The organism is Dactylosporangium sp. NBC_01737, assembly GCF_035963215.1.
GTDB lineage: Bacteria > Actinomycetota > Actinomycetes > Mycobacteriales > Micromonosporaceae > Dactylosporangium.
The window spans coordinates 7,859,290-7,880,030 of record NZ_CP109153.1 but is presented as its reverse complement, the minus strand read 5'-3'; the positions used below and the strand labels follow the sequence as shown (position 1 = coordinate 7,880,030).

At 72.4% G+C, this 20,741-nt stretch carries 19 protein-coding genes; 15 read left to right on the top strand and 4 right to left on the bottom strand.

What is annotated here, in order from left to right; all coding sequences use genetic code 11:
- Positions 1–28: 28 nt before the first annotated feature.
- Genes OHA72_RS35950 through OHA72_RS35910 form a run of 9 tightly spaced genes read left to right on the top strand, consistent with a single transcriptional unit; the run spans position 29 to position 11,314 of the window.
- On the top strand, positions 29–754 hold the full coding sequence (locus tag OHA72_RS35950; protein WP_327000503.1) for an ABC transporter ATP-binding protein: 726 nt from the start codon (positions 29–31) through the stop codon (positions 752–754).
- A gap of 2 nt (positions 755–756) precedes the next feature.
- Complete coding sequence (locus OHA72_RS35945; protein WP_327000502.1) at positions 757–3,474, top strand: ABC transporter permease subunit; 2,718 nt, start codon at positions 757–759, stop codon at positions 3,472–3,474.
- A gap of 50 nt (positions 3,475–3,524) precedes the next feature.
- Entirely contained in the window at positions 3,525–4,742 is a 1,218-nt protein-coding gene (locus tag OHA72_RS35940) for an acyl-CoA dehydrogenase family protein (protein WP_327000501.1), read from the top strand.
- A gap of 2 nt (positions 4,743–4,744) precedes the next feature.
- Positions 4,745–5,932 carry an acyl-CoA dehydrogenase family protein gene (locus OHA72_RS35935; RefSeq protein WP_327000500.1) on the top strand — a complete coding sequence of 396 codons (1,188 nt, stop codon included), beginning with the start codon at positions 4,745–4,747 and terminating at the stop codon, positions 5,930–5,932.
- The gene (locus OHA72_RS35930; RefSeq protein WP_327000499.1) at positions 5,929–6,219 is read left to right on the top strand and encodes a hypothetical protein; all 291 of its coding nucleotides are present in this window, start codon (positions 5,929–5,931) and stop codon (positions 6,217–6,219) included. The genes OHA72_RS35935 and OHA72_RS35930 overlap by 4 nt, the downstream gene beginning before the upstream one ends.
- 14 nt (positions 6,220–6,233) lie before the next feature.
- Positions 6,234–7,805 (top strand): class I adenylate-forming enzyme family protein, encoded by a 1,572-nt coding sequence (locus OHA72_RS35925; protein WP_327000498.1) that lies wholly within the window; start codon positions 6,234–6,236, stop codon positions 7,803–7,805.
- 34 nt (positions 7,806–7,839) lie between these two features.
- On the top strand, positions 7,840–9,273 hold the full coding sequence (locus OHA72_RS35920; RefSeq protein ID WP_327000497.1) for a 4-hydroxyphenylacetate 3-hydroxylase N-terminal domain-containing protein: 1,434 nt from the start codon (positions 7,840–7,842) through the stop codon (positions 9,271–9,273).
- Complete coding sequence (locus tag OHA72_RS35915; protein WP_327000496.1) at positions 9,273–10,196, top strand: enoyl-CoA hydratase/isomerase family protein; 924 nt, start codon at positions 9,273–9,275, stop codon at positions 10,194–10,196. The genes OHA72_RS35920 and OHA72_RS35915 overlap by 1 nt, the downstream gene beginning before the upstream one ends.
- Positions 10,193–11,314 carry an alpha/beta hydrolase gene (locus tag OHA72_RS35910; protein ID WP_327000495.1) on the top strand — a complete coding sequence of 374 codons (1,122 nt, stop codon included), beginning with the start codon at positions 10,193–10,195 and terminating at the stop codon, positions 11,312–11,314. Before OHA72_RS35915 ends, OHA72_RS35910 begins: the two co-directional genes overlap by 4 nt.
- Before the next feature lie 11 nt (positions 11,315–11,325).
- On the opposite strand, the gene OHA72_RS35905 is transcribed toward OHA72_RS35910, so the two are convergent.
- From OHA72_RS35905 to OHA72_RS35895, 3 genes are all read right to left on the bottom strand, one after another.
- Positions 11,326–11,982: a GntR family transcriptional regulator gene (locus tag OHA72_RS35905; RefSeq protein WP_327000494.1), complete on the bottom strand. Its 657-nt coding sequence runs from the start codon at positions 11,980–11,982 to the stop codon at positions 11,326–11,328.
- A gap of 64 nt (positions 11,983–12,046) precedes the next feature.
- The gene (locus OHA72_RS35900; protein WP_327000493.1) at positions 12,047–12,811 is read right to left on the bottom strand and encodes an SDR family NAD(P)-dependent oxidoreductase; all 765 of its coding nucleotides are present in this window, start codon (positions 12,809–12,811) and stop codon (positions 12,047–12,049) included.
- Complete coding sequence (locus OHA72_RS35895; RefSeq protein WP_327000492.1) at positions 12,808–13,431, bottom strand: TetR/AcrR family transcriptional regulator; 624 nt, start codon at positions 13,429–13,431, stop codon at positions 12,808–12,810. Before OHA72_RS35895 ends, OHA72_RS35900 begins: the two co-directional genes overlap by 4 nt.
- A 233-nt stretch (positions 13,432–13,664) precedes the next feature.
- Here OHA72_RS35895 and OHA72_RS35890 point away from each other — a divergent pair, with 233 nt between their 5' ends.
- The 6 genes from OHA72_RS35890 to OHA72_RS35865 are packed head-to-tail and all read left to right on the top strand — an operon-like array spanning position 13,665 to position 19,847.
- Entirely contained in the window at positions 13,665–14,360 is a 696-nt protein-coding gene (locus OHA72_RS35890; RefSeq protein WP_327000491.1) for an SDR family NAD(P)-dependent oxidoreductase, read from the top strand.
- 32 nt (positions 14,361–14,392) lie between these two features.
- A complete protein-coding gene (locus OHA72_RS35885; RefSeq protein ID WP_327000490.1) occupies positions 14,393–15,580 on the top strand; it encodes a thiolase family protein in 1,188 nt (395 codons plus the stop codon).
- Positions 15,581–15,597: 17 nt separating this feature from the next.
- Complete coding sequence (locus OHA72_RS35880; RefSeq protein WP_327000489.1) at positions 15,598–16,779, top strand: acyl-CoA dehydrogenase family protein; 1,182 nt, start codon at positions 15,598–15,600, stop codon at positions 16,777–16,779.
- Complete coding sequence (locus OHA72_RS35875) at positions 16,776–17,606, top strand: crotonase/enoyl-CoA hydratase family protein (protein ID WP_327000488.1); 831 nt, start codon at positions 16,776–16,778, stop codon at positions 17,604–17,606. The genes OHA72_RS35880 and OHA72_RS35875 overlap by 4 nt, the downstream gene beginning before the upstream one ends.
- On the top strand, positions 17,603–18,637 hold the full coding sequence (locus OHA72_RS35870; protein ID WP_327000487.1) for a phosphotransferase family protein: 1,035 nt from the start codon (positions 17,603–17,605) through the stop codon (positions 18,635–18,637). The genes OHA72_RS35875 and OHA72_RS35870 overlap by 4 nt, the downstream gene beginning before the upstream one ends.
- A 4-nt stretch (positions 18,638–18,641) precedes the next feature.
- Positions 18,642–19,847, top strand: coding sequence for an acyl-CoA dehydrogenase family protein (locus OHA72_RS35865; protein ID WP_442788372.1), 1,206 nt, complete (start codon positions 18,642–18,644; stop codon positions 19,845–19,847).
- Here the strand turns inward: OHA72_RS35865 and OHA72_RS35860 are convergent.
- Positions 19,835–20,626 carry an enoyl-CoA hydratase-related protein gene (locus tag OHA72_RS35860; protein ID WP_327000485.1) on the bottom strand — a complete coding sequence of 264 codons (792 nt, stop codon included), beginning with the start codon at positions 20,624–20,626 and terminating at the stop codon, positions 19,835–19,837. The genes OHA72_RS35865 and OHA72_RS35860 overlap by 13 nt on opposite strands.
- Positions 20,627–20,741 lie beyond the last annotated feature (115 nt).

Genomic DNA, 20,741 nt, shown 5'->3' with positions numbered 1-20,741 from the left:
GACACCGGACGATGCGGGAGGCAGACGGATGAGCACGGCGGCGGTGGTTGCCGAGGACGCACCGGTCCTCGAGCTGCGCGGACTGAGTGCGGGATACGACGATCTGGCCGTGGTGCGCGACATCGACCTGAAGGTGATGCGCGGCGAGATCGTCGCCCTCCTCGGGGCGAACGGGACGGGCAAGTCGACGACGATCCTGACCGCCGCCGGCGAGCTGCCCCCGATCGGGGGTGAGGTGCGGTGGCGCGGGACGGCCACGACGGCACCGCTGCACGTGCGCGCCCGCATGGGCATGGCCTTCGTCCCCGAGGAGCGGTCGGTGCTGATGGGGATGTCGGTGCGCGACAACCTGCTCCTCGGGGCGGGACGGATCGAACGGGCCGTGGAGCTCTTCCCCGAGCTCGACCCGCTGCTCGCGACCCGGGCCGGTCTGCTGTCCGGCGGTGAGCAGCAGATGTTGTCGCTGGCGCGGGCACTCGCCGCAAACCCCGTCGCGCTGCTGCTGGACGAACTGTCCCTCGGCCTCGCACCGCTCGTGGTCGACCGCCTGTTCGCCGCGCTGCGGCGGGCGGCCGACCACGACGGGGTGGCCGTGCTCCTGGTCGAACAGCAGGCCCGCCGCGCCATGGCCGTCGCCGACCGCTGGTATCTCCTGCGGCGCGGCGCCGTCGCGGCGGCCGGGAACGCGGCCGACGGCATCGCGGCCGTGGAGTCCCTCTACCTCGGTGACGGCACCGCAACAGGAGTGCAGTGATCATGGAAGTTGTTCAGTTCCTCCTGCTCGGATTGGGCATCGGCGCGATCTACAGCCTCCTCGGGCAGGGGCTGGTGCTGATCTACCGGGGCTCCGGCATCGTGAACTTCGCGCAGGGCTCGTTCGTGATGGTCGGCGGTTACGCGTACTACGAGTTCCGCGTCTCGGCCGCGTGGCCCGCGATCCCCTCCGTCGTCGCCGCGACCGCGGTCGGTGCCCTGCTCGGTGTCGCCGTGCAGTTCCTGATCCTGCGGCCGATGCGCACCTCGTCGCCGATCGAACGGGTCATCGCGACCCTCGGTGTGCTGCTCACCCTCCAGGCCGCCGCCGTGCTGCGGTACGGGGTGAGCGCCATCAGCGTGCCCTCCTTCCTGCCGACCGACGCCGTGGAGCCGCTGCCCGGCGCGGTCCTCGGTGTCGACCGGCTGATCATCCTGCTGATCGGGGCCGTCCTGACGGCCGCGCTCTACGCCGTCTTCCGCTGGACGTCGTTCGGGCGGGTGGCCAGCGCCATGTCGGAGAACCAGCGGGCGGCCGCGAGCCTGGGACATTCCCCGGACCGCATCGCGACCGCCAACTGGGCCCTCGCGACCGGCATCGCGGCCCTGGCCGGCGCGCTCCTCGGCCCGATCACCTTCCTGCAGCCCACACAGCTCACGCTGCTGGTCGTGCCGGCCCTCGCGGCCGCCCTGCTCGCGCGCTTCGTCTCGTTCCCGATCGCCTTCGCCGGCGCGCTGGGCATCGGCGTCGTGCAGTCGCTGACGACCCGCTACGTCACGGTCACGGGCTGGGGCGACAGTGTGCCCTTCATCGTCATCGTGGCGTATCTGATCCTGCGGGGAAGCTCGCTGCCCCTGCGCAGTCACGTGCTGGAACGCCTGCCCAGCGTCGGTGACGGCCGCATCCGGGTCGTGCCCGCGGTCCTGGTCGTCGGCGTGTTCGCCTTCCTGATCGCCTTCGTCGTGTCACCCGTGTGGGCGCAGGCGCTGACGGTCACGATGGCGTTCGCGATCCTCACCCTGTCCGTCACCGTGGTCACCGGCTACGCCGGGCAGCTGTCGCTGGCCCAGTACGTGCTGGCCGGGTCCGGGGCCTTCGCCGCGGCGACCTTCGTCGCCCGCGCCTCCTGGAGCTTCCTGCCGTCGCTGCTCGGCGCGATGGCCGCCGCGGCGCTCGTCGGCGTGCTGGTCGCGCTGCCCGCGCTGCGGACCCGGGGCATCAACCTGGCCATCGCGACGCTCGGCATGGGCATCGTGCTGTTCAGCCTGGTGCTGAGCGACTTCCAGTTCGCCGGGGGCGACACCGGCATCAGGGTCGGCAGCCCGTCGATCCTCGGCTGGGACTTCGGCGCGATCGTGCACCCCTACCGGTACGGGCTCGTCGCGCTCGCCGCGTTGACCCTGAGTGCCGTGGCCGTGGCGAACCTGCGCCGCGGCCGAGCCGGACGGCGCCTGCTCGCGGTCCGGTCCAACGAACGCGCGGCGGCGGCCCTCGGCGTCAACGTGTTCGCCGGGAAGCTCTACGCCTTCGCCCTCGCCTCGGCGCTCGCGGCGCTCGCCGGCGTCCTGCTGGCCTTCCAGGGCGCCACCGTGCTCCCGGCCCAGTTCGACGTGCTCACCTCGATCACCGTCATCGGGGTCTCGGTCGTCGGCGGCATCGGCAGCATCGGCGGTGCGCTGCTCGCGGCGACGCTGCTGCCCGGCGGCGTCGGCACCCAGCTCCTGCACGGCGTCGACAACCTCGAGCGGTACCTGCCGCTGGCCAGCGGGCTGTTCCTGCTCTACGTCCTGCGCAGTGGCCGCAACGGGCTGTACGAGATGAACGCCCACCTCGTGCGCAGCATCGGCCGGCTCGTGCGATGGCCTTCCCGCCCGACGGCAACGACGTCCGCCCGTCGCGACGAGCGGGGTGCGCTCGACATGCCGGCCCACGTCCAGCGTCCACGGCGGTCCCTGCACGTATCCGGGCTGCGGGTGCAGTTCGGCGGCGTCGTCGCCGTCGACGACGTGTCGCTGGACCTCGTCCCCGGCGAGGTGCACGGACTGATCGGCCCGAACGGTGCCGGCAAGACGACGGTCATCGACGCGCTGACCGGGTTCGTGCGGCCCAGCCGCGGCACGATCAGGCTCGACGACGTATCGGTCGCGGCGTGGAGCGCGCGGCGCCGGGCCCGGGCGGGGATGGCCCGCTCCTTCCAGTCCCTGGAGCTCTTCGCCGACCTGTCCGTGCGCGAGAACCTCGCGGTCGCGTGTGACAACGAGGGTGCCCTCCGCTACCTCAGCGACCTCGTCGCGCCGGGACGCATCCAGTTGACACCGCCCGCGATCGCGGCCATCCGGGAGTTCCAGCTCGAGGACGACCTCGACCGCAAGCCGGGCGAACTCGCGTTCGGCAGGCGGCGGCTGGTCGCGATCGCCCGTGCGGTGGCCGCCGACCCGCGCGTGCTGCTGCTGGACGAACCGGCGGCCGGGCTCAGCGACGAGGAGGCCCGTGAGCTCGGCACCCTCATCCGGACGCTGGCCAGCGACTGGGGCATGAGCATCCTGCTCGTCGAGCACAACGTCGACCTGGTGCTCAGCACCTGCGACCGGGTCACCGTGCTCGAAGCCGGGGCGGTGCTGGCCCGCGGGACGCCGCAGGACATCGCCCGGGACCCGCGGGTGGTGTCCGCCTACCTCGGTCGCGAGGCGGACGAGTCCGACGACGGCGCCCGCGTGTGAACAACCCCCGCACGACCAGCGAACCACAGCACAACCCGCAGGAGGAGCCGATGACCACGCCAACGACGCACGCATCCGTGGCGGCCGAAGCACACGCGTTCTTCGCGGCCCGGGCCCAGCGTCGCGAGCGGCGCGGCATGCTGCACGGCGTCGGGGACGACGACATCGTCGGCGTCGGGCTCACCCAGCCGGACGCCGAGGCGGCCGTGGTCGCCCGGGCCCAGCAGTGGCAGCGGGAGCTGTTCGACGCGGGGCTCGCCTGGCTCGACGGCCCCACCCGTCTCGGCGGGCGAGGGCTCGGCCACGACTACGTCGAGCTGGTCGCCGGCATCGCCGCGGAGTACGAGGTGCCCTCCACCTCGACCTACATGGTGAGCCACGGGATCGTGGCGCCGACCATCCTGGCCCACGGCACCGACGAGCAGCAGCACGCCTTCCTGCCGGGGATCTGGCGCGGCGACCTGATCTGCTGCCAGCTCTTCTCCGAGCCCGAGGCCGGCTCCGACCTGGCCAGCCTGCGCACCACCGCGGTCCGCGACGGCGACGACTGGATCGTCAGCGGCCAGAAGGTCTGGTCGTCCTTCGCGCACGTCGCGCAGCTCGGTGAGCTCCTCGTGCGCACCGGACCGCCGGACAGCAGGCACCGCGGACTGAGCGTGTTCCTCATCGACATGGACTCCCCCGGTATCGACGTGCGTCCACTGCGGCAGGTGACCGGTTCCGAGCACTTCAACGAGGTCTTCCTCGACGGTGTACGGGTACCGGACTCCCGGCGGCTCGGCCCGGTCGACGGCGGCTGGGGCATCGCGATGACCACGGTCGGCAGCGAGCGTTCCGTGCTCGGCCGGGCCCACAACGGCATCATGATCGAGCCGGTCATCCGGCTGTTCGCCCTGGCCCGCTCGACCGGCGCCATCGACGACCCGGCCATCCAGGACCTGCTGGCCGAGTGCTGGGCCCGCGAACAGGTGCTGCACGAGACCGCCACACGGCTGCGCGACGCCGGCGGGCCCGCCCCGGGATCCGTGGTCAAACTCATGACGACCTCCGACATGGAGTACTACTCCGACGTCGCCGCCCGCCTCCTGGGCTACCGGATGGTCGCCGACACCGGCGCCTGGGGCACGTACTCGTGGTCGCAGCTGCTGCTCAGCGCGCCGTCGCACCGCATCGCCGGAGGCAGCGACGAGATTCAACGCAACATCCTCGCCGAGCGTGTGCTCGGTCTTCCGCGCGAGGAACGCCCGGCCACCGAGAAGAGTGCTTGAGCATGGACGACATCGAACAGCTGCGGCAGGTGGTCCGCGCCCACCTCGAGCGGGACCCCGGAGCTGCCCTGCGCGGGGCGGCGCCCGGCCCGGGCGCGGCCCCGCGGCTCGACCGCGATCGCTGGCGGCGGCAGTCGAACGAGCTGGGGTTGCCCGGCGTCCGGATTCCCGAGGAGTTCGGCGGCGCCGGGATGGGACTGGCCGAGGAGGTCGCCGTGCACACCGAGCTGGGCCGGGCCCTCGACGACGGTCCCTTCCTGACCACCTCACTGGTGGCGGCGGCACTCGTGGCCCTCGCCGACGACGAGGAGAACCGGCGCCGGCTCGCCCGCATCGCCGCCGGCGACCTCGTCGCGGTGCCGGTGCTGCCCATCGAGGAGAAGTTCCCGCTCGAGTACCCGCACGCCAAGGCGGGCGCCGGCGGCGACTTCGAGATCCGCGGCGAACTTCCCTGTGTGGTCGACGCGACCGCGGCCGACGCCCTCCTCGTGCTCGCCGAGCACCACGGTCACCACGCGTTCTTCTGGGTCGAGGCCGACGACCCCGGGGTGGAGGTCGTCCCGCTGGCCGCGCTCGACCTGACCCGGCGCATGGGAGCGGTGCGGCTGACGGGCGCCCGCGCCGTGCTGCTCGCCGAGGACGACCGCGCCCGCGCCGGCGTGGCCGCCATCCGCCAGGGCGCGATCCTCGGCATGTCGGCCGAGTGCGTGGGCGCCGCCGAACGCGCGCTGGAGATGGCGGTCGACTACGTCAAGGTGCGCACCCAGTTCGGCCGGCCGATCGGCTCGTTCCAGGCGGTCAAGCACAAGTGCGCCGACCTGCTGGTCTCGCTGGAGCGGGCACGCTCCGCGCTGTCCGTCGCCGTGCGCTCGGTGCAGCACAACGACGCGATCGGGCGGCGGCCGGAATCGCTGGCCGGGCTGGCCGTGGCGCGGATGTACTGCGGGCGGATCGGCGCCGAGATCACCCGCGAGGTGATCCACCTGCACGGCGGCATCGGGTTCACGTGGGAGCACCCGGCCCATCTGTACTACCGGCGGGCCGTGTCGAACCGCCAGCTGCTCGACTCCACGGGGCAGCAACCCAGGCTGCTGACCGCGTCCGTGCTCGCCGCGCACGGCGAGGACACCCAGCTTGCCTCGTTCTACTCCGGAAGCTCCGTACCCGTGCCCGGGCGGGCCGGACAATGATCCTGCTGGTCCGGGAAGGCGGCGTCACGCTGGTGGACCTCGACGACCTGCGGTCGCTGTCCGCGCAGATCGCCGGTGACGCGGCGATCGGCACCTGGGGACGCCGGCAGGACGGTCACGTCTTCGTGACCACCGAGACGTTGCTGCGGCTGGCCGGCGAGCGGGCGAGCGATCGCCGGTGGCGTGGCGAGTTCGACGGCATGGTGGATTTCGCCCGGCGGCACGGATGGATGCACGGCGACGAGGTGCGGATGCACGTCGTCGCCGAGCCGGACGGCCGTCGATGAATGGAGGCACCCCCGTGCAGCTTTCCGGCCTGGCCCCAGGCGACTGGGTCACCGTGCAGGCACGCTTCACACCGAAGGCGGACTTCCTGGTCGCCGCGGACGGGCGGACCCGCACGTATGCCGATGGCGAGGAGCGCATCACCCGGCTCGCCCGTGCACTGCGGCAGATCGGGATCGGGCGCGGCGACCGGGTCGCGCTGCTCGCCGTGGACTCCCTCGAGTACGTCGAGGTGCTGCTGGCCTGCATGAAGCTGGGCGCGACCTACGTGGCGCTCAACTTCCGGCTCGCTCCGGCAGAGATCCGCACGGTGCTGGCCGCCAGTGGCGCCCAGGTGATCTTCCACAGCGCCCGCTACCAGGAGATCGTCGACGACTGCATGACCGAGCTCGCCGGCCGGCTCCGCGCCGCCGTCCGGTTCGAGGGCGCGGCCACCGGGGCCGCGGGCTACGAGGAGTTCCTCGCCGGCGGACCGGACGGCGGCGAACTCCAGGCCGTCACCGGTGACGACGACATCTTGAGCATCTCCTTCACCAGCGGGACGACCGGCACGCCGAAAGGCGTGCTGCAGTCGCAGCGGATGATCAAGGCGATCACGCAGTCCGGGGTCCTGGAGCTCGGCCTGCGGCCCGGCGACCTGATCTACTCCGGAGCCCCGCTCTTCCACGCCGGCGGGTTCGGGCATCTGCTCTACGGCGTTGCGCGCGGCGGGGCATCGGTGGTCATGCCGCAGTGGGACGCCGACCTGGCATTGTCGTGGCTCGGGTCGGGACGTGTCCGGCACGCGATGCTCGTCCCGAGCATGATCATCCAGCTGCTGGAACATCCGCGGCTCGCCGAGGCGGACTTCTCCGGGCTGCGCTCCATCATGTACGGCGGCGCGCCCATGCCGACCGCTGTCGTCCGGCGCATGGCCGAGGTCTTCGGCTGCGACCTGCACAACGGGTTCGGCGCCGGCACCGAGGCCGGCGGCCAGCTGGTGCTGCGGCCCGAGGACCACCGGCGCGCCCTCGGCGGCGAGGAGTGGCTGCTCGGCACGATCGGCCGGCCCGCCTTCGGCTGCGACGTGCGGCTCCTGGACCCCGACGGGGCCGAGGTGCCGGACGGGGAGATCGGTGTGATCGCCAGCCGGGGTGACACGGTGATGAGCGGCTACCTCGACCGGCCCGACCTCACCGCCCGCGCCGTCCGCGACGGTTGGTTCTGCGCCGGCGACCTCGCGTGGAAGGACCCGGAGGGCTTCCTGCACCTGGCCGGCCGCGCCGACGAAATGATCATCAGGGGCGGCGAGAACGTCTACCCCGTCGAGATCGAGGACGTCGTCGGCGGGCACGCTGCCGTGGCCGAGATCGCGGTCGTGGGCGAGCCGGACCCGCACTGGGGCCAGGTGGTGACCGCGGTCGTGGCGTTGCGCGACGGCCACGACGCACCGTCGGCGGCCGAGGTGAAGGAACACTGCCGCGGCCGGCTGGCCAGCTACAAGGTGCCGCAGCGCGTCGTGGTCGTCGAGTCCTTCCCACGCAACCCCGCCGGCAAGATCGACAAGGTCCGGCTGCGTGAACTCCTCGCGGAGGGCCAGATCTCATGAACCCGTCAGTCCCCTGTGTTGAGGAGCCGTCCTGATGCTCACCGGAGACCAGTACCTGGAATCCCTCCGCGACGGCCGCCGCATCTTCGTCAACGGCCACTCGGTGCCCGACGTCACCGCCGAGCCGCTCCTGCGCGGGCCCGCCCTCGCCGCGGCGGCCGGCTACGACCGCCACTACCGGCCCGGCGACGACGTCCACGGCCCGTACTTCTTCATCCCCACCTCCGTGGAAGAGCTGCGCGAAGCCCAGCAGCGGCAGCTGCACTGGGACTTCCCGACCATCTCCACGTCCGCCAGCCTGCTCATGGTGCTCACCGCCGCGAGCCGGATGCGGGCACAGCACCCGGTCTACGCCGAGCGGGCCCTGGCCTACTTCGACGACAGCAAGCGCCGCGACATCCGCATCGTGCAGGGGATCACCGACGCCAAGGGCAACCGCGCGCTGCCCCCCGGCAAACAGGACGACCCCGACCTGTACGTGCGCATCGTCGACCGCGGACCCGACGGGGTCGTCATCCGTGGCGCGAAGATGCACATCTCCTCGGCGGCGGTCTCGCACGACGTCATGGTCATGCCCACCAAGCGGATGAAGCCGGGCGAGGAGGACTGGAGCGTGGCCGCCGCGGTGCCGGTCAACACCCCCGGGGTCAGGGTCATCAACGCCTCGTTCGCGCCCAGGCCCGACCTGGACCCGGACTTCTACCCGTACAGCTCCCGGAACGTGATGACCGAAGGCCTCATCGTCTTCGACGACGTCTTCGTCCCCCACGAGCGCGTCTTCCTGGCGGGCGAGCTGGAGCACTCGGCGACCTTCGTGCACTCCCTCGGCTTGTGGGAGCGCCTCGGGAGCGTCGGCAGCTACGTGCGCCTCGCGGACACCCTTGTCGGTCTCGCGCAGCTGATCGCCGAGGCCAACGGCCTGCAGCGGGTCGCGCACATCAAGGACAAGATCGCCGAGATGATCACGTACGCGACGCTGATCCGCGCCGCGTTCGAGGCAGCGATGACCCACTCCACGTTCACTCCCGAGGGATGGGCCTCACCGGACGAGCTGTTCACCAACGCCGCGAAGTACCACGCGGCCGCACAGTTCAGCACGATGGTGCGCAACCTGCACGACATCGCGGGCGGTTCGGTGCTGACCGCGCCGTCCCTGCGCGACCTGCACAACCCGGAGACCGAGGCCGACCTGCGCAAGTACATGCGCACCATGGACGGTGTCGACGCCGACTACCGGATGCGGCTGTTCCACACGATCCGCGACTTCACCGCCGACGCCTACGGCGGCTGGAAACACGTGACCGTCATCCAGGCCGGCGGCGGGCTCTACGCCCAGAAGGTCGTCGTCACCAACCACTTCGACATGGAGACGGCCAAGGCCCTGGCCCGCAAGACCGCCGGGATCACCGAATCCGGCGAGGTGCTCGGCGACCTGCACCGCTTCGGCCCGCACGGATTCGCCGCCTGATGCGGTACGAGGAGCACACCTTCGCCTGGGCCGACACGTCATGCGCCGGGCCGCCCGGCGGGCTCACGCGCATCCGGTTCGACGTCGACGACGGCATCGCCACGGTGACCCTGGACCGGCCCGACCGGCTCAACGCGATCGACCGCACGATGCTCGACGAGCTCAGCACCGTGCTGCGGTGGTGCGACGCCGACGACGACGTCGGCGCGGTCGTGCTGACCGGCGCCGGGCGGGCCTTCTGCGCCGGCTCGGAGATGACCGAGGACGGCTTCGGCGGCGCCGAGCCGGAGGGCCCGCGCGCCGAGTGGATCGCGCCGTACCAGGTCCGCAAGCCGGTGCTCGCCGCGGTCCAGGGCGCGGCGGTCGGCGCCGGACTCACCCTGGCCATGCAGTGCGATGTGCGGTTCGTCGCCGATGACGCCGTGCTGGCGCTGCCCTTCGTGCGTCTCGGCGTGACCGCGGAGTGGATGGGGCACTGGAACCTCGTCCGCCACGTCGGCCTGGGACGGGCGCACGAGCTGCTGCTCACCGGCCGCCGCTTCACCGGCGCCGAGGCGGCCGGCTGGGGGCTGGCCGCCGCCGCGCTGCCCAGCGACCAGGTCCTCCCCCGCGCCCACGCCCTCGCCCGCGACATCGTCGAGCACGCCGCGCCGGTCGCGGTCGCGGCGACCAAGCGCCTGCTCTGGGAAGCGGTGGATGCCGACCCGTTCGAGCACGGCCGCACGGAGCGGCAGGTGATGGAGGCGCTCCTGGACCGTCCCGACGCCCGCGAGGGTATCGAGGCGTTCCTGCGGCGCCGCCGCCCCGCCTGGAGCGGCCGGGCGTCCACCGACCTTCCCCCTTGGCCGTCCGCCCACGGTCCCGGCGTGCGGCGAACCCAGGCAGTGCAGTACCCGGTGACGCAACAGGAGGAACGCGCATGACCGCCATCGACCGTGAGTTCATCGGGGTTCCCTCGCCGGCACTGGGCCGTGCCGGCGCCGGTGGCCATCCGTGCCAGGGCTTCTACTACACGCCGTCCGGCCGGAACCCGCGAACGGCCTTCATCGCCGCGCACTACAACGTCGACTTCTCCGAGCACTACATGGCGACCCGCATGGCGGAGCGCGGCTACGGGTTTCTCGGCTGGAACACCAGGTTCCGCGGCGCCGAGCACCTCTTCACCCTCGACCACGCCCTGGCCGAGATCGGTGTCGGCGTGAACCTGCTGCGCGAGCGCGGCGTCGAGCGCGTCGTCCTGCTCGGCAACTCGGGCGGCGGCTCCCTGATGGCGGCGTACCACTCGCAGTCACGCGAGCCGAACATCCGCCCGCCGTACGGCCGGTCCCGGGTGTTCGAGCCGGCCCTGCACCTGCCGCCGGGCGACCTGATGGTGTTCCTGGCGGCCCACCCCGGCCGGCCCGAGTGGATCACGCGGACGATGGACCCGTCGGTGGTCGACGAGAACGACCCGAACGCCGTCGACCCCGAACTCGACATGTACGACCCGCGCCATGACGGCACATACTCCGAGGAGTTCCTCGCCCGGTACCGGACCGCCCAGATCGCGCGCAACCAGCTGCTGACCGCGTGGTGCAAGGAGCAGCTCGACGCCGCGCGGGACCGGCCGGCGCGGGACCGGATCTTCACGATGGCCCGCACCTGGGCCGACCCCCGCTACGTCGACCCGGGCATCGACCCTTCGAAGCGGCCGACGCCGCGGTGCTACTTCGGCGATCCCAGGCGGGCCAACTACGGCGTCATGGGCGTCGGCGTGGTGAACACGATGCGGACCTGGCTCAACATGTTCAGCCTGGAGGAGTCCGACTGCGCCGCGGCACCGCACCTGACGCGTCTGGACCTGCCCACGCTCGTGGTGCAGCCCGACGCCGACACCGGCGTCTTCCCCAGCGACGCCAAGGGCCTCTACGACGCGGCGGCCACGGCGGACAAGGAGTTCGTGACGCTCCCCGGGGATCACTACTTCGCGGAGTCCGAGGACGCCCGCGACACGGTGGCCGACACCCTCGCGGACTGGCTCTCGGGCCGGGCCCGGCCGTGACCGGTGCCCGGTCAGTCGCCGTCCGCTTCCTCGCGCAGCGACCGCACCACGGTCGAACGCGCGGCCAGGATGTGCGCACGCATGACGGCCTCCGCCCACACGCCGTCGCGGGCCCGCAGCGCCTGGACGAGCTCGGCGTGCTGCCGCACGCTGGTGCGCATACGCTCCGCGCCGTAGCGCTGGAAGGTGCGGAAGATCAACGGGGTGTCCATGATCCCGCGGACCATGCTGTCGAGCTGCGTATGCCGTGAGGCCCGCAGAATCGCGCGGTGGAAGTCGCCGTTGAGCACGGTCAGCTCATCGGCGGCGGCCGCACCCGTCCGGCTCAGCGAGGTCATCCGCGCCGCGATCCGCGCGATGGCGTCGAGCTCGTCGTCGGTGATGCGCTCCGCGGCCAGCCGGGCACCGTAGCTTTCGAGCATCGCGCGGACCTCGTAGTTGTCCTCGAGCTCCTGTTCGGACCACGCGGTCACCCGGGCGCCACGGTTCGGCGTGAACTCGACGAGGCCCTCCGCGTCCAGCCGGCGCAGTGCCTCGCGGATGGGCGTGCGTGACACACCGGCGCGCAGCGCCAGTTCCTCCTCGCGCAGCCGCTGTCCGCGGGCGAACTCGCCGGACACGATGCCGGCGCGGATGGCCTCGTACGCCGCTTCAACAGCCCTGGCCATCGCACTCCTCGGACACTTCTTCTGGCACGGATCCGCGCGCGATTCTAGTGGCTCGGGGCAGGCCTCAGATGGCGGAGAGGCCGCCGTCGACCAGGAGGGTCGTGCCGGTGACGTAGGACGACGCCGAGCTTGCCAGGAACAGCAGCGCCGCGTCGACCTCGGGCTGCTCGCCGAAGCGGCCCAGGAGGCTGTGCTCGGCGACCATGTCGCGGAGCTTGTCCTCACCCGTCGCCGTCATCTCGCTGGCGAAGTAGCCGGGGCACAGGGCGTTGACCCGGATGCCCTTGCGGCGGGACCACTGCTGCGCGAGATCACGGGTCAGCCCGATCACGCCCGCCTTGCTCGCGGCGTACGAGGCACCCGGGAACCGCGAGGCCACGACCCCGTGGACGCTGGCCACGTTGACGATGGAGGAGCCCGCCGGCATCACCCGGGCGCACGCCTGGGCCATCCAGAACGAGCCGTTGACGTTCACGTCGATCACCTGGCGGAAGGCGTCGGGGGTCTCGCGCAGGGCCGGCACGGAGCCGCCGAGGCCGGCGTTGTTGACGAGCACGTCGACGCGCCCGTGGTCCGCCACCGCCGCGTCCACCAGCGCCTGGCACTGCTCGGGCACCGTGACGTCCGTGGCCTGGACGAGCACGGTCGCTCCGTGTGCCCGCAGCTCCTCCGCCACCTCGTGCAGCCGCTCCACGCGGCGGGCGCCGAGCACCAGGATGCCTCCGACGGCGGCGACCGCCCGGGCGAATCCGAGCCCGAGCCCGGAGCTCGCGCCGGTGATGACCACCACCCGGTCGTCGAGCCGGAACGCGTCCAGCGGGCCGCTCATGGCTGTGCCCTCTCCTGGGTCTGATGCTGCGCGGTGGCGAGCGCCAGGTCGGCGTACCGGCGGGCCATGGTGGGTGCGTCGACCGGGCCACCCGTCCGGTACCAGCCGGCGACACCCTGGCACATCGACAGGATTGCCCGGCCGCACTCGTCCGGGTGCGGGGTCCGGAACACGCCCTGTTGCACGCCACCGCGGATCGTGTCGCGCAGTTCGCGCTCGAGTTCGTCACGCTGGGCGACGTAGTGCGCCCGGTTCTCGGGTGTGAGGCTGCGTCGTTCGGAGTCCAGGAACGCCAGGTCGCGATGGTGCGCGGTGTACAGGACGATGGCCTCGACCAGCGCGCTGAGCCGGGCCGCGCAGTCAGTGCCGGCCTCCTCGACGGCGGCCCGGGCGTGCGTGAGCACGATCCGCATCGCATGGTCGAGCAGTTCCCGCAGCATGGCCTGCTTGTTCTCGAAGTGGTAGTAGAGCGCCGGCACGGTGACGCCCGCCCGGTTCGCGATCTTGCGGACCGACGTGCCGTCGTAGCCGTGTTCGACGATCTCGTCGAGCGCCAGCGACAGCAGCGGCGACAGCTCAAGTGGGGGGTACTCCCGCCAGCCGGACGCCTCGTCGCTCACTGTCACCCTCGTCTCTGCCGTGCTCAGGTCCCTCGCCGCGCCGCGCGGCAGAGCGTAGAGCGCGCCGAAGCCGCTGAGCAAACGCTCGCTCAGTAGCGATTGCGTTCGGTACTGATCACACGCTAGCTTAGCGATCGCTAACTCAGTACCCCGAACGCGGAGGTTGTGGCATGGAGGTCCGAGGCAGACACGCGCTGGTGACCGGAGGTGCCTCGGGACTCGGTCTGGCAACGGTGGAAACTCTGGCGGCCGCGGGCGCCCGGGTGGTGGCCCTCGACCTGCCGGGCGCCGACCGCGGCCCGCTCGACGCGCTGGGCGACGCGGTCCGGTTCGCTGCCGCCGACGTGACCGACGAGGACGCGGTGCGCGCGGCGGTCACGCTCGCCAACGAGGACGGCAGCCTGGCCGTCCTGGTCAACTGCGCGGGCATCGGCAACGCGATCAGGACCGTCGGCAAGAGCGGGCCGTTCCCGCTCGCCGACTTCGAACGGGTCATCCGGGTGAACCTGCTCGGGACCTTCAACGCGCTGCGCCTCGCCGCCGCGGCAATGGCGGACAACGAGGCACCCGGCGAGGAGCGCGGGGTCATCGTCAACACGGCGTCGGTCGCCGCGTTCGACGGTCAGATCGGGCAGGCCGCGTATTCGGCCTCCAAGGGCGGCGTGGTCGGCATGACCCTGCCGATCGCCCGTGACCTCGCGGCACTGAAGATCCGCGTCGTGACGATCGCCCCGGGCATCTTCGAGACCCCGCTGCTCGGGAAGCTGCCGCCGGAGGTACGCGACTCGCTGGGCGCCCAGGTGCCGCACCCGAGCCGGCTCGGCCTGCCGGCGGAGTACGCCCAACTGGTCGCGGCGGTCATCGCCAACCCGATGTTGAACGGCGAGACCATCCGCCTCGACGGGGCCATCCGGATGGCCCCGCGCTGAGCCTGCCCCTCCCCCGACCGAAGGAAGAGACCATGCGTCAAGCGGTCATCGTCGACATCGTCCGGACCCCCTCGGGCAAGGGCAGGCCGGGTGGAGCGCTGTCCGGCGTGCACCCGGTCGACCTGTACGCCACCGTGCTGCGGGCCCTCGCAGAGCGCAACGACCTGGACCCGGGGCGGATCGAGGACGTCATCAGCGGCTGCGTCGGCCAGGCCGGCCAGCAGGCGATGAACATCGGCCGCAACGCCGTGCTCGCCGCGGGCTGGCCGGAGTCGGTGCCGGCCACGACCATCGACCGGCAGTGCGGATCCAGCCAGCAGGCGGTGCACTTCGCCGCGCAGGGGGTGATGGCGGGGGCGTACGACATCGTCGTGGCCGGCGGGGTGGAGTCGATGAGCCGGGTTCCCATGGGGGTCAGCACGCTGGGTCAGGACCCGCAGGGGCCCTCGATCCGCCGGCGCTACCCGGAGGGGCTCGTCAACCAGGGCGTCTCGGCCGAGCTCATCGCCCGGAAGTGGGGGCTCTCGCGGGAGCGGCTCGACGGGTACTCCGCCCGGTCGCACCGCCTCGCGGCCGAGACCGCGAACGCCGGCGGGTTCGACCACGAGATCGTGCCGGTGAACGTCGGGGAGGACGGCGAGCGCTGGTTCGCCGCCGACGAGACGATCCGTCCGGCGACGAGCCCCGAGGGCCTGGCCGCGCTGCGGCCGTCCTTCGACGCTCCCGAGATGCGCGAGCGGTTCCCGGACGTGGACTGGCGGATCACGGCAGGCAACTCCTCGCCGCTGACCGACGGCGCCTCCGCGGCGCTGATCATGGGCGAGGACACGGCCGCGAAGCTCGGCCTTCGCGCGCGGGCCCGCTTCCACGCGTTCGCCGTTGCCGGCGACGACCCGCTGCTCATGCTGACGGCGCCGATCCCGGCCACGCAGCGGGTGCTGGAGCGGGCCGGTCTCGGCATCGACGCGATCGACGCGTACGAGGTGAACGAGGCCTTCGCCCCCGTGCCGCTGGCCTGGCTGGCCGAAGTGGGCGGCGAACTGGAGAAGCTCAACTGCCGCGGCGGCGCCATCGCGCTGGGCCACCCGCTCGGCGCCTCCGGCATCCGGTTGATGGGCACGATGCTCAATCACCTCGAGGCCACCGGCGGCCGGTACGGACTGCAGACCATGTGCGAGGGCGGCGGCATGGCCAACGCCACCGTCATCGAACGCCTCTGATCCGGGCGACAGCCGACATGAGCAAGGATCTGTGGGCCCGCCGCCCGTTCTTCACCGGCGACCACGAGGCGTTCCGCGCCAGCGTCGCCGAATTCCTCACCCGGCACGTCACCGCACACGTCGAGCCCTGGGACCGGGCGGGCATCATCCCGCGCGAGCCGTGGCTCGAAGCGGGCAGGCAGGGGCTGCTGGGCGTCAACGCGCCCGAGGAGTACGGCGGCGGCGGGGCCATCCGCGACTTCGGCTTCCGCTGCGCGATGATGGAGGAGTTCGCCAAGGTCGGCGCCACCTCCCTCGGTTCGGGGTTCTCCGCCCACGCCGACATCGTGCTGCCCTACTTCTTCGACCTGGCCACACCGGAACAGGCCGGGCGGTGGGTTCCGGCCCTCTGCTCCGGCGAGAAGATCGGCGCCATCGCCATGACCGAGCCGGGCACCGGCTCGGACCTGCAGGGCATCCGGACGACGGCCCGGCGCGACGGCGACGACTGGGTGCTCAACGGCGCCAAGACGTTCATCACCAACGGCATCCACAGCGACCTCGTGATCGTGGTCGCCCGGACCGACCCGGACCCCGGCACCCGGAGCCACGCGTTCAGCCTGCTGGTCGTGGAGCGGGGCACACCCGGATTCGAACGCGGCCGCAAGCTCGACAAGATCGGCCTGAGGTCCCAGGACACCGCGGAGCTGTTCTTCCACGACGCCGTCGTTCCCGCCGGCAACGTCCTCGGCGAGGTAGGCCACGGGCTGCCCTACCTGATGAGCCACCTGCCGCTGGAGCGGCTGGGCATCGCGGTGGCCGCCTGCGCCGGCGCCCGGGCGGCGCTCGGCTGGACCATCGACCACGTCACGCAACGGCAGGCGTTCGGCCGGCCCATCGCGGCGTTCCAGAACACCCGGTTCGCCGTCGCCGAGATGCTCACCGAACTGGAGGTGTCCCAGACCTACGTGGACGACGCCGTGCTGCGGTTCAACCGCGGCGAGCTGAGCGCGGTGGACGCCGCCAAGGCCAAGTGGTGGGCAACGGAGATGCACAAACGCCTCGTCGACCGCTGCGTCCAGCTGTTCGGCGGTTACGGGTACATGCAGGAATATCCCATCGCCCGGGCGTTCGCCGACACCCGCGTCACCACCATCTACGGCGGCACCACCGAGATCATGAAGCACATCATCGCGCGCGACGTGCTGGAGACCCGATGACACCCACCACCGAGCCGGCACCCGGCGACGTCCAACCGGCCGCCCTGTACGAACGGGCCGGTCACATCGCCGTGATCCGGCTGAACCGGCCGGACGCCCTCAACGCCGTCAACGCGGCGCTGTCCACCGCAGTCGGGGAGGCGCTGGAGCGGGCCGCCGCCGACCCCGAGGTGCGGGTCGTGGTGGTGACCGGCAACGGCCGCGCCTTCTGCGCCGGCGCCGACCTCAAGGAACTGGCGGCAGGTCGCCCGGTCGCCGCACCGGAGCACCCGGAATGGGGCTTCGCGGGTCTCGTCCGGCACTGGATCGACAAGCCGCTGATCGCGGCCGTCAACGGGTTCGCGATGGGCGGCGGCACCGAGATCGCCCTGGCCTGTGACCTGGTGGTGGCCGCCGAGGACGCCCGGCTCGGACTGCCCGAGGTCAAACGGGGGCTGATGGCCGCCGCGGGCGGGGTGGTGCGGCTCCAGCGGCAGATCCCGCTCAAGCGCGCCCTGCAGATGGCGCTCACCGGCGACGCCGTCGACGTGCGCGACGCGGCCGATTGGGGGCTGGTCAACGTGATCGCCCGGCCGGGGGCCGCGCTGGAGGAGGCGATGGCCCTGGCCGAACGCATCGCCGCCAACGCGCCGCTGTCGGTGCAGCACACGAAACGCGTGATGCACCAGGCCGCCGCCGGCGGCTCGGACTGGGACCCGCAGTGGTCGCGGCACGAGCCGTGGGCGGTCAACGACGAGGCGACCGGCATCGTCTTCGCCAGCCGGGACGCCGTCGAGGGACCGACCGCCTTCGCCGAGAAACGGTCGCCGGTCTGGGAAGGCCGGTGAACACCCTGCGGGAGCTGGTGTGCCCGGAGCGGACGGGGCCGGCGCTCGCCGAGGCCCTGGACGACGACCGCTGGCGCGAGCTGGACGTCACGATGATCGCGGGCGGGAAGTCGAACCTCACGTTCGAGCTCGTCAGCCCGGCGGGTTCGGTGGTGCTGCGCCGGCCACCGACGGGTGAGGTGCTGCCGAGCGCCCACGACATGGGCCGTGAGGCGCGGGTCCAGCGGGCGCTGGCAGGCACGGCGGTACCGGTGCCGCGGGTGATCCTGGAGGACCGCACCGGGGACCTGCTCGGCGTGCCGTGCTACGTGATGGAGAAGGTCGACGGTCACGTGGTCCGTGACGCGCTGCCCCGCGACTACGCCCCCGACCCGGCGGACCGCACCGCGATGGCCGACGCGCTGATCGACGTGCTCGCCGACCTCCACCGCATCGATCCGGAGTCGGTCGGCCTGGGTGACTACGGCCGGCCAGCCGGATTCATGGCGCGGCAGCTGCGCCGCTGGCGCAGCCAATGGGACGCCTCGAAGACCCATGAACTGCCGGCGCTGGACGAGCTCGGCGCCCGGCTGGCGGACGCGGCGCCCGCCGCCCGGCGCTCCACGATCGTGCACGGCGACTTCCGGCTGGACAACTGCCTGCTCGACCGCCGGGACCCCGCGCGGGTCCGCGCCGTGCTCGACTGGGAGCTGTCGACGCTCGGCGATCCGATGGCGGACCTGGGCATGCTGCTGTTCTACTGGCGTGAACCCGGCGAGCCCGAGCCGCTGCTGACCCCGGCGATCACCCGCGACGAGGGGTTCCCCGGCCGCCGCCACCTCGCCGAGCGCTACGCCCGCCGGACCGGGGCGCAGCTCACGGAGCTCGCCTTCTACGAGGCGTTCGCGCATTTCAAGTTCGCCGTCATCGCCCAGGGGGTCGCGGCCCGCGCGGCCGCCGGGGCGATGGCCGGGCAGACGTTCGGAGATCTCGACGGCGAGGTACGGCGGATCACCGCCGAGGGCCTGGCCGTGCTCGACCGGAAGGGGTGAACAGGTGGATTTTGCGCTCTCGCCGAAGGCGGAGGACACCGTCGGGCGGATGTGGGAGTTCATGCGGGAGGAGGTCTTTCCCGCTGAGCGGCAGTGGGCCGCCTACCTGGCCGGGCACGGGCCGCACGAGTACCCGCCGGTGATGGACGACCTGAAGGCCTCCGCGCGCCGGCGCGGCCTGTGGAACCTCTTCCTGCCCGAGCTGGGCGGGCTGACCAACCTGGAGTACTCGGCCGTCGCCGAGGTCTCCGGGTGGTCGCCGGTGATCGCCCCGGAGGCGATCAACTGCCAGGCCCCCGACACCGGCAACATGGAGACGCTGCACCGGTTCGCCACCGACGAGCAGCGGCAGCGGTGGCTGGAGCCGCTGCTGGCCGGGACGATACGGTCGGCCTACGCGATGACCGAGCCGGACGTCGCGTCCTCCGACGCCACCAACATCACGACCACCATCGTCCGCGACGGCGACGACTACGTCATCAACGGACGCAAGTGGTGGATCACCGGAGTCGCCGACACGCGGTGCCAGGTGTTCATCGTGATGGGCAAGTCCGACCCGGATGCCGCGGCACACCGGCAGCAGACGATGATCCTGGTCCCCCGCGACAGCCCCGGGCTGGAGGTCGTCAGGCACCTGCCGATCTTCGGCTACCAGGATCAGCACGGCCACTCCGAGCTGGTGTTCCGCGACGTCCGCGTGCCCCGGGCGAACCTGCTGGGCGAGGAGGGCGACGGGTTCACGATCGCGCAGGCCCGCCTCGGGCCGGGTCGCATCCATCACGCGATGCGGGCGGTCGGCATGGCCGAGCGGGCCCTGGCCCTCATGGTGGGCCGCGCGAAGTCGCGGGTGGCGTTCGGCCTGCCCCTCGCCGAGCAGGGCGTGGTCCGCGAGCTCATCGCGCAGTCGCGCATCGACATCGACCAGGCCCGGCTGCTGGTCCAGAAGACGGCGTGGCTGGTCGACAAGCACGGCGCCAAGGGCGCCCGCACCGAGATCGCCGCGATCAAGGTCGCCGTGCCGGCGATGGCGACCGCGGTCATCGACCGGGCGATCGAGGTGTTCGGCGGCGCCGGGGTCAGCGACGACACCCCGCTCGCGTACTTCTACGCGTGGGCGCGGGTCCTGCGGATCGTCGACGGCCCCGACGCCGTCCACCGCCGCACGGTCGCCCGGGAGGAGCTCCGGCGCGAACGCCCCTACCAGGGGTGAGCCGGTCCGAAGCGCGGCTCCCGCCGCTCCCGCAGCGCGGTCAGGCCCTCCGCGTAGTCCGGGCCGTCCAGCAGCTCACCCTGCTCCTGCAGCTCGTGCCGCATGGCCGCCTCGAGCCCGTCGGCAGCGGCCCGCCGCAAGGCCCGTTTGGTGCGCCGGAGCGCCTCGGGCGACGCGCCGGCCGCCCCTGCCGCCAGCGCGCGGGCGGTGCCGAGGAGCTCGACGGCCGGCACGACGTGCGAGACCATGCCCCACGCAAGCGCGTCCGCCGCCGGGACACGCTCGGCGAACAGCGCCATCCGCGACGCGCGCACCCGCCCGATCGCGGCCGGGAGCAGGTGGGTCGCTCCGCCGTCGGGCAGCAGCCCGATCCGGACGAACGGCAGCTGGAACCAGCTCGTGTCGGCGGCCACGACCGCGTCGCAGGCGATGGCGAACGAGACGCCGACGCCGACCGCCGGCCCGTTCACCGCGGCGACGACCGGCACGTCGGCCCGGATCACCGCGAGCACCACATCGTTCGCCGCGGCGACGATCGCGCGGCCGTCCGCGCCGCCGGCCGCCGCACCCTCGGGTGAGACGTCGGCGCCGGCGCAGAAGCCCCGCCCTTCCCCGGTGAGCAGGACGCAGCGCACGCCGGGCCGGCCGGCCGCCTCACGCAGCCGGCCCGCCAGCAGTCGCATGCCCGCGAGGTCGAGGGCGTTGAGCCGATCGGGACGGCTCAGGGTGACGGTGGCGATCGGACCATCCGTCGTGACCCGCACGGCGTCGTGCGTCATGGGTAGACCTGCGCGAGGTGTGCGGCGTCCATGAACCGGAGTGTGCCGCAGCCGCCGATTGTGTGCAATAGTACGGACCAGCCCGGCACATTCCCCAGTTTTGCTCGCTCCGGGC